We start from the raw sequence: 13,098 nt of genomic DNA, 5'->3' as shown, positions 1-13,098 counted from the left end.
GGCTACGGCTGTGGGCGGGGCGTGGCTCATGGGCGGGGGCTGACCGTACGTATCTCGACGCCGAGGTCCGCGATGGTCCGTACCTCGTCGGCGGGGGCGGCGGAGTCGGTGACCAGCAGGTCGTAGCCGCTCACATCGCCGTACGCATAAGTGGCGGTACGGCCGAACTTGTTGTGGTCGACGGCGAGGACGGCGCGCTCGGCCGCCCGCACGTACGCCGCCTTGTTGTCGGCGTACTCGCGGATGGGGTGGAAAAGGTGGCCCTCGCTGATCGAGGTGGCGGTGATGAAGGCGATGTCTGCGCGTACGCGTTCCAGCTGCCGCAGTGTCTCCGGTCCCGCGCAGGACTCGAAATCCGGGTAGTAGCGGTCGCCCAGCAGCGTCACCTGCACATCGGACCCGTTCAACAGGTATGCCACACGGAGGGAGTTGGTGATCAGCCGCAGCCCCTCGACGTCGACGAGGCGGCGGACGAGCGGGAAGAGGGTGGAACCGCAGTCGACCAGGACGGTACTGCCGGGGGTGACCTGGTCGGCGAGTTCGTCGGCCATGGCCTCCTTGAGCTCCATGTTGGCGTGCTCGCGGAAGCGCAGTGCGCTTTCCACGGTGACGGTGGGGAAAGCCGAAGCCACTCCGCGTCGTTTGCGCAGCAGCTGTCGTTCCTGGAGGTTGTCCAGGTCGCGGTGCATGGTCATCAGGCTCACCCCGAGGCGTTCGGCGAGATCGCTGATGCGTATCTCGCCCTCGGCCGTCACCTGGCGCAGCACCAGCTGACGGCGCTCTTCGACCTCGGCTTCGGATCCCCGGCTGGGTCGCATGTCCGTACCCCCTCGCTTTCAGCTGTGCGGCCTGCGCGCCACACAACAATCATCACACACTCTATGAGAAGTTATTGCAATTATCTGAGATGCACTTCAAGATGCTGACTATCCGGCCGCCGGCTGTCCGAGGGCGGGACGCCCCTCGGCGCCGCGCCTGTCAGGAGGGTCCCTCCTCTGGCGTGCGACCGGTCGTGCGCACGAACTCCAGATCCCCGTGCGGTCTCCGCAGGGGCAGCAGCAAGGAGCCAAGGATGCGAATCCGGCAAGCTGGGCGACGTATCAGGCGACGCACTGGGAGAGGCTCCCGGCGACGCGGTGTGGCCGCGGTCGCGTCGATCGCCGCAATGCTGCTGTCGGCCACGGCGTGTGCGGGGGCCGGCGCGATGAGCGGCGGCTCCTCCGGCACCACGATCACCGTGGCGATCGTCGCCAACCCGCAGATGCAGGACGTCCAGACGCTGACCTCGTCCTTCGAGCACTCCCACCCGGGCGTCCACGTCCGCTACGTCACCCTGCCGGAGAACGAGGCACGGCAGAAGATCACCGAGTCGGTGGCCACCGGAAGCCACGAGTTCGACATCGTGATGATCAGCAACTACGAGACGCCGATGTGGGCCCGCAACGGCTGGCTGGTCGACCTCCAGCCGTACGCCGACCGCACCCCCGGCTACGACGCGAACGACCTCATCGGCCCCGTCCGCGCATCCCTCTCCTTCCACGGCGACCTGTACTCGGTCCCCTTCTACGGCGAGTCGTCGTTCCTGATGTACCGCAAGGACCTCTTCGCGGCCCATCACCTGACCATGCCTGACCGTCCGACCTGGCACCAAGTGGCCGCCCTGGCGGACAAGTTGAACGACCCGTCCCACCACATGGCCGGCATCTGCCTGCGCGGCGTCCCCGGCTGGGGCGAGAACCTGGCCCCGCTCAACACCGTGATCAACACCTTCGGTGGCCGCTGGTACGACCCGCACTGGAACGCCCAGCTCACCTCACCCGCAGTCGAGAAGGCCGTCGGCTTCTACACCGACCTGCTGCGCCGCGACGGCGAACCGGGCGCACCCACCGCCGGATTCACCGAGTGCGGCACGGACATGGCCCAGGGCACCGCGGCCATGTGGTACGACGCCACCTCGGCGGCCGGATCGCTGGAGGATCCCACCAGCAGCAAAGTCGTCGGCAAGATCGGATACGTCGCGGCACCCGTCGAGAAGACGACGTCCTCGGGCTGGCTGTACTCCTGGTCGCTGGCCGTCCCGAAGACCAGCGCACACCAGCAGGCAGCCTGGCAGTTCATGTCCTGGGCGACATCCAAGGACTACATCAAGCTGGTCGGCGAAAAACTCGGCTGGTCGCGGGTGCCGCCGGGCAGCCGCAACTCCACGTACCGCATCCCGCAGTACCAGAAGGCAGCCGCCGCCTTCGCCGGACCGACCCTGGCGGCCATCAGCGGCACCGACCCGGCGCATTCCACGGTGGACCCCGTGCCCTACACCGGGGTGCAGTTCCTGGACATCCCCGAGTTCGAGGACCTCGGCACCCGCGTCAGCCAGCAGATCACCGCCGCCATCGCCGGACAGCAGTCGGTGCACGACGCCCTGGCGCAATCCCAGCAGTACGCCCAGACCGTCGGCAATACCTACCAGCACCCCTGACCGGCCCACCGGACCACCACCAGATGGGAGGCGTCATGGCGACCCTCGCTCCACCCCGTCCCGGGCCGATGATGCCCGCAGCACGACCCCCCGCATCGGCACGCCGCCAGGCATGGCAGCGACGCCTGCCGCTGGCACCGGCACTGCTCTTCATGATCATCGTCACGCAGATCCCGTTCGTCTTCACGGTGATCTTCTCGTTCCAGTCCTGGAACCTGGTCCGCCCCGGCTCCCAGCACTGGGTGGGCCTGGCGAACTACGCGAGCGTCTTCACCGACAGCGCGTTCCGCGACGCGCTGTTCACCGAGATCGAGATGACCGTACTCGCCGTCGCGATCTCGGTGGTGCTCGGCATCGGCCTAGCGGTGCTGCTGGACCGCAAGTTCCCCGGCCGCGGCATCGTGCGCACCCTGCTGATCGCCCCGTTCCTGATCATGCCCACCGTCGCCGGCCTGCTGTGGAAGACCACGATGCTCGACCCGGTCTACGGCATCGTCAACTACCTCCTGCGACTGGCCGGCATGGCGCCCGTCGACTTCGTCAGCCGGTTCCCGATGACGTCGGTCGTCACCGTGCTGGTGTGGCAGTGGACGCCGTTCATGATGCTGCTCGTACTGGCGGGCCTGCAGAGCCAGTCCGGCGAGGTACTGGAGGCCGCACGCGTCGACGGAGCAGGCCCCTGGACCACGTTCCGCGCGATCACCCTCCCCCACCTGCGCGCCTACATCGAACTCGGTGTGCTCCTCGGCGCGATCTACCTGGTCAACACCTTCGACGTCATCTTCATGACGACGCAGGGCGGCCCCGGCACAGCCACCACCAACCTGCCCTACTACCTCTACCAACGGGCCTTCCTCGGCTTCGACGTCGGGCAGGCCTCCGCACTCGGCGTGGTCACGGTCGCCGGCACCATCCTGGTCGCCTCGGTCGCCCTGCGCATGCTGTTCACGGTGTTCTCCACGACCGAAGGGAGGGCGTGATGACCACCGCTGCGCCCGTTACTGCGACCCGCCGCCCGGTACGCCGCCTGCTCGGCCAGGCATCCTGGACCGCCGTCGCCTGGCTGGCCGCGCTGGTGTTCTTCTTCCCGGTGCTGTGGATGGCGCTCACCGCGTTCAAGCAGGAGTCCGACGCCTACACGACCACCCCGCATGTCGTGTTCTCCCCGACGCTGTCCCAGTTCCGGGCGGTGTTCCACAGCGGGATCGGCCCGTATCTCGCCAACTCGGCCCTGGCGACCGTGCTTTCCACCATCCTGGTGCTGGTGCTGGGCATCCCGGCTGCCTATGCCTTGTCGATCAGATCCGTCCGCAAGTGGCGCGACGCCCTGTTCTTCTTCATCTCCACCAAGATGCTGCCGGTCGTCGCGGCGATCATCCCGATCTACCTCGCCGTGCGCGATCTGGGCGCACTGGACAACATCGGCACCCTGATCGTGCTCTACACCGCGATGAACCTGCCGATCGCGGTCTGGATGCTGCGGTCCTTCTTCATGGAAGTCCCCCGCGAAGTACTGGAGGCCGCCCGGGTGGACGGCGTCACGCTGCGGCAGGAGATCACCCGGATCATGCTGCCCATCGTCGCGCCGGGCATCGCGGCCACCGCACTGATCTGCGTGATCTTCTCCTGGAACGAGTTCTTCTTCGCCCTCAACCTGACGACGGTCCGGGCAGCGACCATGCCGGTCTTCCTGGTCGGCTTCATGACCAGCGAGGGCCTGTACTGGGCGAAGCTCGCCGCTGCCGCCACCCTGGCCTGCCTGCCCGTACTCCTGGCCGGCTGGATCGCCCAGAAGCAACTCGTCCGCGGCTTGTCGATGGGCGCGGTGAAGTAACGCCCCGCTCTCTCGTGCCCCGGCGGACCCGTTGGAAAGCAAGGAGTGAGGAAAAGTGAGGAAACATGGCTGAGGTTCGGTACGAGCAGACATCCCGCATCTACCCGGGGACACCACCCGTGGTAGCGGTGGACCGGCTGGATCTGGCAATCGCCGACGGCGAGTTCCTGGTCCTCGTCGGCCCGTCGGGGTCGGGCAAGACCACCGCGCTGCGCATGCTCGCCGGTCTGGAAGAAGTCGATTCCGGCCGCATCTCGATCGGCGACCGCGACGTGACCCACGCGCCGCCGAAGGAACGGGACATCGCGATGGTCTTCCAGTCGTACGCGCTGTACCCGCACATGACGGTGGCGCAGAACATGGGATTCGCGCTGAAACTTCGCGGCCTGCCCAAGGACACCATCGCCGAGAAGGTCGCCGAGGCCGCGCGGTTGCTGGACTTGGAGAAGTATCTCGACCGCAAACCCAAGGCGCTCTCCGGCGGGCAGCGCCAGCGGGTTGCCATGGGGCGGGCAATCGTACGCGAACCCTCGGTGTTCCTCATGGACGAGCCGCTGTCCAACCTGGACGCGAAGCTGCGCGTGGAGACCCGCGCCAACATCGCCGCCCTGCAGGCAAGGCTGGGCACCACAACCGTCTACGTCACCCACGACCAGGTCGAGGCGATGACCATGGGCCACCGCGTCGCCGTGCTCAAGGACGGTCTCCTGCAGCAGTGCGACACCCCGCGAACCCTGTACGAACGCCCCGCGACCGCATTCGTCGCCGGCTTCATCGGCTCGCCCGCCATGAATCTGCACACGGTGCCCGTGGACGGCAAGGGAGCACACCTCGGCGGACTGACCATCCCGCTGCCGCGCAGCGCTGCCGAACGCCTCACCGAGGTCACACTGGGGGTACGCCCGGAGGCCCTGAGACTGGTCGGGCCACAGGAGGACGGTTTCAAGCTCGCCGTCGAACTCGTCGAAGAACTCGGCGCCGACGCCTACCTGCACGCCAGGGCGCACCTCGGCGACACGGACCAGAGCTTCGTCGTCCGCGTCGACGGCCGCACCCCACCGGCGATCGGCCAGATCGTCAACGCCGGACTCCGCGACGCACGCGAGATCCACCTCTTCCACCCCGGGACGGGTGACCGGCTGGAGTGAACAGGCGGTCCGACCACCGAACGCTGCCTTCAGACGTGGTGCAGCCCCCCCAGCCATCGTCGGGTAGCGGTGTGAGGCGGTCAGATCCGCCGTGACAGGTCCTGCCCGCGCACCGCGTCCTGCACCACGGCCGGGTCGTCCACCAGTGCGCCGAACGCCTCCAGTCCCGCCGCGAAGCGCTTCACGTGCAAGGAGTTGCTCGTCTCCCCGGCCGGGTCTACCTGGAACATGCACTGTATGAGGATGCGGCCTTCGTCCACCTTCCGAGACCTCGAGCCGCGTCACCCCGTGCCCCTGCCGCCGCCCACACCGAGGCGTTCACCCCGCGTCCGGGGCAGCAGCCCGTCATGGAATTCCAACCGGTTGTCTGTTCGGTGTGTTTAGTTGCCAGGCAAGGACGGCCGACGGTGATGTGAAGGCTGTCCGGGTCCGGCCTGGGTCTGCTGCGGCGCCGGGGGAACTGCCTGTGAGCGGGCCACGTATGTCGGTGCGGGGAGGGCGGGTTGCGTGCGGCGGTCGGAGGTCAGTGCCGCGCTCAGTTCTGCTCTGCCGTCGATGGCGAGCTTGCGGTAGACGTGCGTGAGGTGGAACTCCACGGTCCGGCGGCTCACGAACAAGGCGGTGGCGATGGCCTGGTTGTCCCTGCCGGTGGTGGCGAGGGTGGCGATGCGCTGTTCGCGTTCGGTGAGCGCCCTCACTCCTGACTGGCGCTTGCGGCGGGGGCGTGCACCGGTGGCCAGCAGGGCGCGGTAGGCCCGTTCGGACAAGGGGGCGGCACCTTGAAGCGTCGGCGAGGTCGAGTGCCCAGCGCAGGGCTGTCCGTGCCTCTGCGGGACGGCCGTTTTGGTGGAGCGCTTCGCCGAGGTCAGTGAGGGTGTGGGCGAGAGCGCGCCGTGCGGGTGTGCCTTGGAGGAGGGAGACGGCCTCGGAGAGGGTGGTGACAGCCTCGGGGCCGCTTTGCAGGCGGCCGAGGATGCGCAGACTGGTGGCAATCGTGTGGGGGCACCCCAGCAGCGCGCCCGTACAAGCTCTTCGTCGGCAAGGTCTTCTGCTGACGGGCACGCGTCGCGACTTCCGCCAGAAGAGCACTCTTTCCAGCTCCCGCCGGTGCGTCGACCAACACTGCCGTGCCGTTTCCCTCAAGGACGCGGCTGAGGAGGGCATCCAGTATCTGCAGCTCAGTGGTGCGCTCAACGAGAGGCGTCGTGGTCTCTCCGTGCGTTGTCGAGCCGGAACGGTCCACTCAAATGAGACGGTTCGCAGCTACGTGTTCTGTTGCTGAAGCGCTGGTTACGGGCCTGGTTTGTCGATCACACCGTGAATGACGAGCCCGCGATCTTGACCGCCATCGTGAGACATGGCTTTGGCTTCCCCGAAGGCATGCGACGGCGGCGCCACGGGTTGTGATCAGCTGCGTCGGCTCGCGCGTCATCGAAGCAGATGCTCGGCCACGGCCGTGTTGGTGACAATGCCATTGAACAAGCCGGTCTTCAGCGCTGCCGAGGTGGCGGCAGCCCGCTCGGCACCGTCGGCGAGGAGTATCACGTCGGGCAGGCGGCGCAGTTCGTCGAAGCTGATGGCGATGATCCGCGCGGTGAGCTCCGGGGCGACGGGATGCCCGTCCGTGTCCAGCAGTTGACCCACGACTTCGGCGCATGTTCCTTGGCGCCGGTACTGCTCGCGTTCGGTATCGCTCAGTGCGTCGTAGATGGTGGACAGCCCCGGCCCCCATGCTCCGACGGAGACGATGGCTTTGGTGACATGGTGGAACTGGCTGACCGCTTCGGCGATGCCTGGCTGTTGGCGCAGCAACTGGGCTGTCGCTCCGTCGGGAAGGAGCAGTGGCGCGTGGATCGGATACACGGGGCCTCGCGCGACGGAGGCGGCTCGACGCACGGCTTCCACGGCGTTGTTGTCCACGGGCCGCAGTGGGGTCACCCCGCACAGTTGCACCACCCTGCACCGGGCCAGCACGGTCAGTTCGCGACCGAGCGCCTCGATCTCGGGGCCCCAGACGAGTCCGAGGACATCGGTTTCCGTGACGATCTCGGTGAGCAGCCCTGCGGCGACCGCGCCGAGGCGCTGGGTGGCCAGCACCGCGCCGCCCGGATCCTGCTCTGCCGAGGTGAAAACGACGCAGTGGCGGAGGTTGTACCGAGTACGCAGGGCGTCGGAGCGTTCGGCGTCCAGTTCGGCGGGCAACCGCACTTCGAGTCGGATCAGGCCGTTGTTCAGAGCGGTCTCCAGCATACGGGCGACCTTGAAGCGGCTGATGCCGAACTCCTCCGCAATCTCGGTCTTCGACCTGCCCTCAAGGTAGAACCGGCGAGCCATGGCAGCGGTTTGGACCAACTCCTCCGGGCCCGTGTGGTGCGGGGGCCTGCCGACTCGTGGTCTGCGCTGCGTACTCATGGCACCCACCATCTGTTCACCAAGACCGTTCTTGGACATGTCAGCCGGGGGCGAGGGCGGCCGCCCGCGGCAGACATGCCCGGACCCACTTGCCGCCTCCGGGCGCCCATCCGGTCGTCCAGGACTCGGCGAGCGCAGCGACGATCGCAAGCCCGCGCCCGCAGTCGTCGTCGTGCCCTGCCGAGCGTGGGACTGGCAAGTCCGGCGACGGGTCATACACTTCGGCGTGGAGTGCGTCGGATCTCAGTCCCAATGTGAGTGTGATCGACGATTCCGGTCCGCGCCCATCTGGATGTGCGACGTCTCGTCGTCTGGCTCGTGCCGGTTGAGCGCCGTGGCAGACAGCATTCGTGACCAGTTCACACACGACCAGGACGGCCGCTTCGATGAGTTCCTCTGCCGCCCCCCAGCGGTGCAGAGACTTCCTGGCGAAGGCTCGCGCCTGCCGGGGCGCCGTCAGGACGGCCTGCAATTCGATGGAGGCGGAGGCGACTTCGGCATCAGCGCGCGAAACATCGCGCTCGACGACAGCATTCATGGCGTCTTCCGATCTTTCAGAAGAGTCTGGATAGCCCCTTGGGGGCTGCCCTGACTTCACCGCGGGTCTGGTTGGTGCTGCAGCGCGGAGACCGAGAGCCATTGACCCTGGACAGGTCGCCTCAGGTTTCTGCTCAACTGAGCACATAGACCTCATGCGTTTAGGTACTTCCATTAAAGGCCGCGTCAGGCCGACGTCAATGGGATGGCGTGGATATTCTCAAATAGGAGCGAATAGGGCTCATACGAGCACTATTCCTTGGGGTGCGCCGTAGACGCGTGGCGGAGGGCCATCGGGTGATTCGCCGCCCAGGTCGGGGACACCGCGGCTTGCCGAGCGCGACGCTGTCGCTGAGTGACCGGGATGGGGATGCCGAGGATCCGCGCTGTCGCCATGCCGCCGCTGCCCGAGACTGTGCACCAATACGCCCCGCGAGCGCTGGCCCTCCGGGATCGGCCATGGCGGCGGTGGGGCGGCCGCCGAAGCCGAGGGCCAACAGGACCGGGCGGAAGTCCCCGGCCGTGCAACTACACCCGACGCAGGCGCACTGGAAGGGCGAGCGGGCGCAGTAGTCCGCGGGGTTCGCAGGGACCGGCCCCGACACATGTGGGGACGTCAGCGCGCCTGGGCGCCCGTTCCGTAGGTTCTCGCGACCGACTCCACAGGGCCTTCCGGGGACTAGCCGTAACTATCACCGCAGTAAATCTGTGAACCCCTTCCGGACGTGCCGGGTAATCCCTTTACTTCTCTCATCCCACGGCTGAGCGCCTTCTGGCGACCGGTCCCCCTGCATGAGAGGCAGGAATTCGCAATGCGCCTCCACGGACAAAGCAAGCATCGAGCCCCTGGTCACAGCAGGCGGGTGGCCGCCCGGGGCACCACCGTCGCAGCTCTCGTCGTCGGCCTGGCCAGCTACGCCCTCACCGCCGCGCCAGCCGCGTCTGCCGCGACGTGCCATCCGGGATTCGGGGGTTACCTGGGGAGGTGCACGGCGCCAGCACCGTCCCAGGCTCCCACCACGACGCCGCCACCGTCCCAGACTGCCACCACCGCGCCCGCCGACGACTGCGGCTTTTTCGAGGGCTGCAACCCGAAGCCTCGGACAACCTGCGAGATGGCGGACAACGCCATGGCGAGCCCCGACACCTTCATCGGAGGGGCGCTCGTCCTGGAGGAGGCACACTGCTCCGACAGGCTGTCGCAAGCCTTTGGGTAGTCGGGGCGCACAACGTGGGCGAGGGAGCCTCGAGACGGGTTATGGCGCCAGATCTTCACTCCCTCGCCGCCACACAAGACGTGAGAGCGGCGCCCTACTGAAGGCGCACGGCCCCGTACCGCCCCAAGGTCGGCACCGGCCACGGCTCAGCGATGCCGGGTCACCCACTGCCCATGCAGGCCCAGCTCCGCTGTCCCTCCCCTGGCCGGATGGGCTGAATACGGCTACTGCTCCAGCCGCGGCTGCTACTTCGGGGGCCTGCGATTACACCTGCTCGGCACCCTGCACGGCCTACCTGTCACCTTCGAGCGGATCGGCGCCGATGCGGACGAGCGCGACACTGCGCCTGCCGAAATCCTCATCTGGGCAGCTCAAGCGACATGTCGGTACTCGTGGATGACGCCGCCGAGTCGGTCGTGCCGGCGTATGTCGAGGTGGGCGATCTGGTTGGGGTCGGTGAGCATTTTCAGCGGTAGCTCTCCAGGGTGAGGACAGCTCGTGCTGCTGTGGTGAGCCAGGTGGGACTGCACCGTGCCTTGCGGAAGATCCGCCAGGTCTTCAGTCGGGCCATGCCGCGTTCGACGGGATAACGCAGCCGGGCATGGGCCTTGTTCAACGACCTCTGCCGGACGGTGAGTTCTTGGCGGGGACATCGACGGTGCGGAGCGGCGAAGGTTCCGCCGGCGCCGAGGTAGCCCAAATCCGCCAGGACCGGGACGCCGACGGCCCGTACGGGCTGCAGCACCTGCTCTCGCGGAGCAGATGGGACCCCGACGAACTCCGGGACGACCTGCAGGAGTACGTGGCCCAGCGGCTCGGCGCCCCGGACGGTGTCCTGATCGTGGACGACACCGGATTCCTCAAGAAGGGCGTCGTCTCCGCCGGGGTGCAGCGGCAGTACTCCGGCACCGCCGGGCGGACCGAGAACTGCCAGCTGGCGCATCGACCAGCTCATCGACGACGCCTCCACCGATGCCTGGCAGCAGCTGTCCTGCGGCAACGGTGCCAAGGGCCCGCGCGTTTACAACTGGGCCGCGGCGAAGCTGCCCGTCAATATCGTCTTCGACCCCGATCCGCCCACGCACGAGCGGTGGGTGCTGGCCCGCCGCAGCCTCAAGCGCCCCGACGAGATCGCCTACTACCTGGCCTACGCGCCCGTCGGCACCACCGTCGAGAACCTGGTCGGCGTCGCCGGCTCCCGCTGGGCGATCGAGGAATGCTTCCAGGCCGCCAAGGGCCAGTGCGGCCTCGACGAGTACGAAGTGCGCCGCTATCCGGGCTGGTACCGACACATCACCCTGGCCATGCTCGCGCACGCCTTCCTCGCCGCCATGGCCACCGCGGCGATCGAAAGGGGGGCGGCAGAAACGACACAGCCGACCTGGCCCCGCTCACCGTGGCTGAGGTCCGGCGCCTGCTGGCAGCTGTCGGCCCCCGGCCGGCGCACCGCAGTGTCGGCGCATTGACCTGGTCACACTGGCGCAGACGCCACCAGGCCATCGCCCGCGCCTGCCACTACCGCAGACGCACCCGCGCCTGAACCGGCTTCCCGGAACCGGCCCGTGAGGCACCGTCACCCCGCTAGGCTCGAAAGAACGCCTCTGACCAGCAGGAATGGTGAAGTACCACTGGAGTACTAAGGCCGGGCGCGGCGAGAACACCGAGAACGCCGTCGTCCACGACCTGCCGAGGAAGCGGGCGGCGAAGACCGCGTCCAATAAAACTCCGGCAAAGAAGGCGACCGCCAGGAAGGCTTCGGCAAAGAACAGGAAGGCTGCGGCAAAGAAGACGAGCGGCCGCAAGCCGCGCTCCGCATAGGGCCCCCTCCGGCCGAAGCCATTTCGGTAGGGCGCCAGGTCGGCGCGCAGCATGATCCCGGCGAAGTACCCGACGAACCCGAGCCCTTGGCCCGCGGCCCCGCCTCACCGAAGTGGACCCGACGATCAAGGGCGGGGCGATCACCACGCCCAGTCCCGCTGACGGCCCGCTTCCCGTCCTTCCTACGGGGCCGGTCCCTTGGCATCGCGGGTCCTGTTGTGGCTGGTCAGGGCGACGAAAGAGCCTTTTTGGCCCTCGGTCATAGTGGGTGGGCGCCATGGACTATGACGTAGTGGTGGCCGGAGGCGGCCCGGTCAGTCTGATGCTGGCCTGCGAGCTCCGGCTTGCCGGAAGGGGCGGGCGGGGGACCGCGGGGAAGGTCCAGTCGACCCACCGGCCGTTCTCGACCGAGCAGACCATCACGGTCGAGGGGCGGTCGCTGTCCCGCTGGACGTCGGCAACCCAGGCCCGCGTCTCGGCGACGATCTCCGGGGCGGTGAACTCAAACGGCTTCGCGGTCAGGTCCTCCTCGCGGTTCCAGGCGTCCGTCAGGCCGTTGAACGACTCGGCGGGGGCCGCCCGGACATCGCGATCCCTCCGGTGTTGATGTGTTCATTGTTCGTGAACTGGCCTCCGGTGACCGAGCATTTCGGTCGGTACCGGGGGCGGCTCAGCCGGTGATGGAAAAGAAGATCGAGCTGTCTTCGGCCCACCACCACGCGCCCCGTCCCTCGACCCACTCCGAAGCCCAGCCGTCAAGGGCTGTGATCAGCTCCTCCAGGTCGTACCGCAGGTCGGCGTCGATCCGGTCCACCGCTGCTCGGTACGCGTCCACCGCCTGTGCTGCGTTCGACAGGGGCCAGCAGCCGATCTCCGGCGACCCCTCCAGAGGGCGGGGGATGTAGAAATCGATGTGCAGGGACGGTCCGCTGTAGAGGTACTGGGCGGGCAGCAGGTCCTTCGGCACCCCCGCGGTGCTCAGCGCATCGTCCAGAGCCGAGAAGAACGTGGCAGGGCTTCGGTAGCTGCCCAGGGTCTCCGAGTCGCTGGAATTGTGGTCGATGATGATCTGGAGCGCCGTGTAGTACGCGCTGCCCGCGTAGTCGGCGGTTGAATCGGCCTGACCGGTGATCAGGTGCTCAAGCGCGTCCTGGATCGACAGCCCCCAGTCGACGTCCTGGTAGTCGAGATCCTCCTGGTGCGACCGCGCCGCTTCTCTCATGAGGCCCAGGAGCCGCGTTTCCTCTGCGCTCAAGTCCTGTGCGGGCAGGAAACGTACGATCCTGCCGGGGTTCGCCATGCTGAAGTTCACTACCTTGCTCATGGCGATCATGTTGTCAAAGGGCGCTGACACCAGGGGGTCCGGCCCCGTTCGTGGAGTATCTGGCCAGATGAAACGTCGAACAGGGACGTTGCCCGGGGCTGCATCCGGAGCTCGATGGATTGCATTCGTCTCATCGAACTCCTCTGGTCTGCGGCGTAGCTGGTGTGCTCAAGGCACAGAGCGACTCCTGGGGCGGGAAGGTTCTACGACACAGTTGTTCAGCCGTGGGTAGCGTTGCGCTCCATGGAGCTGAGTGTCGTAGTCCCTTTGGTGGTCACCGTGTTCGTGGCCGCCACCGGATACGTGGCGACTTACGGGGTGGGGAGGAATTG

At 67.4% G+C, this 13,098-nt stretch carries 15 protein-coding genes and 3 pseudogenes; 9 read left to right on the top strand and 9 right to left on the bottom strand.

Features of this window, described 5'->3' with window-relative positions; genetic code table 11:
* Positions 1 to 26: 26 nt before the first annotated feature.
* Positions 27 to 818 carry a DeoR/GlpR family DNA-binding transcription regulator gene (locus ACIBK6_RS37910; RefSeq protein ID WP_399057296.1) on the bottom strand — a complete coding sequence of 264 codons (792 nt, stop codon included), beginning with the start codon at positions 816 to 818 and terminating at the stop codon, positions 27 to 29.
* Between the two features lie 320 nt (positions 819 to 1,138).
* Here ACIBK6_RS37910 and ACIBK6_RS37905 point away from each other — a divergent pair, with 320 nt between their 5' ends.
* From ACIBK6_RS37905 to ACIBK6_RS37890, 4 genes are all read left to right on the top strand, one after another.
* On the top strand, positions 1,139 to 2,476 hold the full coding sequence (locus tag ACIBK6_RS37905) for an ABC transporter substrate-binding protein (protein ID WP_399057294.1): 1,338 nt from the start codon (positions 1,139 to 1,141) through the stop codon (positions 2,474 to 2,476).
* 35 nt (positions 2,477 to 2,511) lie between these two features.
* Positions 2,512 to 3,456: a carbohydrate ABC transporter permease gene (locus ACIBK6_RS37900; protein WP_399057292.1), complete on the top strand. Its 945-nt coding sequence runs from the start codon at positions 2,512 to 2,514 to the stop codon at positions 3,454 to 3,456.
* Entirely contained in the window at positions 3,456 to 4,310 is an 855-nt protein-coding gene (locus ACIBK6_RS37895) for a carbohydrate ABC transporter permease (RefSeq protein ID WP_399057290.1), read from the top strand. The genes ACIBK6_RS37900 and ACIBK6_RS37895 overlap by 1 nt, the downstream gene beginning before the upstream one ends.
* Positions 4,311 to 4,375: 65 nt before the next feature.
* Entirely contained in the window at positions 4,376 to 5,458 is a 1,083-nt protein-coding gene (locus ACIBK6_RS37890) for an ABC transporter ATP-binding protein (RefSeq protein ID WP_399057288.1), read from the top strand.
* An 80-nt stretch (positions 5,459 to 5,538) separates the two neighbouring features.
* On the opposite strand, the gene ACIBK6_RS37885 is transcribed toward ACIBK6_RS37890, so the two are convergent.
* The 6 genes and pseudogenes from ACIBK6_RS37885 to ACIBK6_RS37860 form a co-directional block, all read right to left on the bottom strand.
* Entirely contained in the window at positions 5,539 to 5,688 is a 150-nt protein-coding gene (locus ACIBK6_RS37885; protein ID WP_399057286.1) for a hypothetical protein, read from the bottom strand.
* A 150-nt stretch (positions 5,689 to 5,838) separates the two neighbouring features.
* Entirely contained in the window at positions 5,839 to 6,225 is a 387-nt protein-coding gene (locus tag ACIBK6_RS37880; protein WP_399057284.1) for a response regulator transcription factor, read from the bottom strand.
* Positions 6,226 to 6,256: 31 nt separating this feature from the next.
* Positions 6,257 to 6,520 (bottom strand): annotated as a pseudogene (locus ACIBK6_RS37875) (tetratricopeptide repeat protein); the annotation flags it as partial.
* Positions 6,453 to 6,701, bottom strand: a pseudogene (locus ACIBK6_RS37870) (ATP-binding protein); the annotation flags it as partial. The pseudogenes ACIBK6_RS37875 and ACIBK6_RS37870, both read right to left, overlap by 68 nt.
* 185 nt (positions 6,702 to 6,886) lie before the next feature.
* Positions 6,887 to 7,882 carry a sugar-binding transcriptional regulator gene (locus ACIBK6_RS37865; RefSeq protein WP_399057329.1) on the bottom strand — a complete coding sequence of 332 codons (996 nt, stop codon included), beginning with the start codon at positions 7,880 to 7,882 and terminating at the stop codon, positions 6,887 to 6,889.
* A 28-nt stretch (positions 7,883 to 7,910) separates the two neighbouring features.
* A complete protein-coding gene (locus ACIBK6_RS37860; protein ID WP_399057327.1) occupies positions 7,911 to 8,288 on the bottom strand; it encodes an ATP-binding protein in 378 nt (125 codons plus the stop codon).
* Between ACIBK6_RS37860 and ACIBK6_RS37855 the strand changes: the two genes are divergently transcribed.
* Positions 8,205 to 8,462: a hypothetical protein gene (locus ACIBK6_RS37855; RefSeq protein WP_399057335.1), complete on the top strand. Its 258-nt coding sequence runs from the start codon at positions 8,205 to 8,207 to the stop codon at positions 8,460 to 8,462. The two genes, ACIBK6_RS37860 and ACIBK6_RS37855, sit on opposite strands and share 84 nt — an antisense overlap.
* A 1,628-nt stretch (positions 8,463 to 10,090) precedes the next feature.
* On the opposite strand, the gene ACIBK6_RS37850 is transcribed toward ACIBK6_RS37855, so the two are convergent.
* On the bottom strand, positions 10,091 to 10,324 hold the full coding sequence (locus ACIBK6_RS37850; protein WP_399057325.1) for a transposase family protein: 234 nt from the start codon (positions 10,322 to 10,324) through the stop codon (positions 10,091 to 10,093).
* Here ACIBK6_RS37850 and ACIBK6_RS37845 point away from each other — a divergent pair.
* From ACIBK6_RS37845 to ACIBK6_RS37830, 4 genes and pseudogenes are all read left to right on the top strand, one after another.
* Positions 10,226 to 10,552 (top strand): annotated as a pseudogene (locus tag ACIBK6_RS37845) (transposase); the annotation flags it as partial. The gene ACIBK6_RS37850 and the pseudogene ACIBK6_RS37845 overlap by 99 nt on opposite strands.
* A gap of 166 nt (positions 10,553 to 10,718) precedes the next feature.
* A complete protein-coding gene (locus ACIBK6_RS37840) occupies positions 10,719 to 11,090 on the top strand; it encodes a hypothetical protein (protein ID WP_399057282.1) in 372 nt (123 codons plus the stop codon).
* A 148-nt stretch (positions 11,091 to 11,238) separates the two neighbouring features.
* Positions 11,239 to 11,442 carry a hypothetical protein gene (locus ACIBK6_RS37835; RefSeq protein ID WP_399057280.1) on the top strand — a complete coding sequence of 68 codons (204 nt, stop codon included), beginning with the start codon at positions 11,239 to 11,241 and terminating at the stop codon, positions 11,440 to 11,442.
* Positions 11,443 to 11,719: 277 nt separating this feature from the next.
* A complete protein-coding gene (locus ACIBK6_RS37830; protein ID WP_399057278.1) occupies positions 11,720 to 12,049 on the top strand; it encodes a hypothetical protein in 330 nt (109 codons plus the stop codon).
* A 63-nt stretch (positions 12,050 to 12,112) separates the two neighbouring features.
* Here ACIBK6_RS37830 and ACIBK6_RS37825 read toward each other — a convergent pair whose 3' ends face one another.
* A complete protein-coding gene (locus tag ACIBK6_RS37825) occupies positions 12,113 to 12,766 on the bottom strand; it encodes a hypothetical protein (RefSeq protein WP_399057276.1) in 654 nt (217 codons plus the stop codon).
* Between the last annotated feature and the right edge of the window lie 332 nt (positions 12,767 to 13,098).

The organism is Streptomyces sp. NPDC050485, assembly GCF_044458185.1.
Classification (GTDB): Bacteria; Actinomycetota; Actinomycetes; order Streptomycetales; family Streptomycetaceae; genus Streptomyces.
The sequence above is the reverse complement of the archived record's forward strand: the minus strand, read 5'-3'. Positions and strand labels throughout refer to the sequence as shown.

Coding starts and splice junctions, on each gene's coding strand:
- ACIBK6_RS37910 (WP_399057296.1), bottom strand. CDS start 818: ATGCGACCCAGCCGGGGATCCGAAGCCGAGGTCGAAGAGCGCCGTCAG.
- ACIBK6_RS37900 (WP_399057292.1), top strand. CDS start 2,512: ATGGCGACCCTCGCTCCACCCCGTCCCGGGCCGATGATGCCCGCAGCA.
- ACIBK6_RS37895 (WP_399057290.1), top strand. CDS start 3,456: ATGACCACCGCTGCGCCCGTTACTGCGACCCGCCGCCCGGTACGCCGC.
- ACIBK6_RS37890 (WP_399057288.1), top strand. CDS start 4,376: ATGGCTGAGGTTCGGTACGAGCAGACATCCCGCATCTACCCGGGGACA.
- ACIBK6_RS37885 (WP_399057286.1), bottom strand. CDS start 5,688: ATGTTCCAGGTAGACCCGGCCGGGGAGACGAGCAACTCCTTGCACGTG.
- ACIBK6_RS37865 (WP_399057329.1), bottom strand. CDS start 7,882: ATGGTGGGTGCCATGAGTACGCAGCGCAGACCACGAGTCGGCAGGCCC.
- ACIBK6_RS37835 (WP_399057280.1), top strand. CDS start 11,239: ATGGTGAAGTACCACTGGAGTACTAAGGCCGGGCGCGGCGAGAACACC.
- ACIBK6_RS37830 (WP_399057278.1), top strand. CDS start 11,720: ATGGACTATGACGTAGTGGTGGCCGGAGGCGGCCCGGTCAGTCTGATG.
- ACIBK6_RS37825 (WP_399057276.1), bottom strand. CDS start 12,766: ATGAGCAAGGTAGTGAACTTCAGCATGGCGAACCCCGGCAGGATCGTA.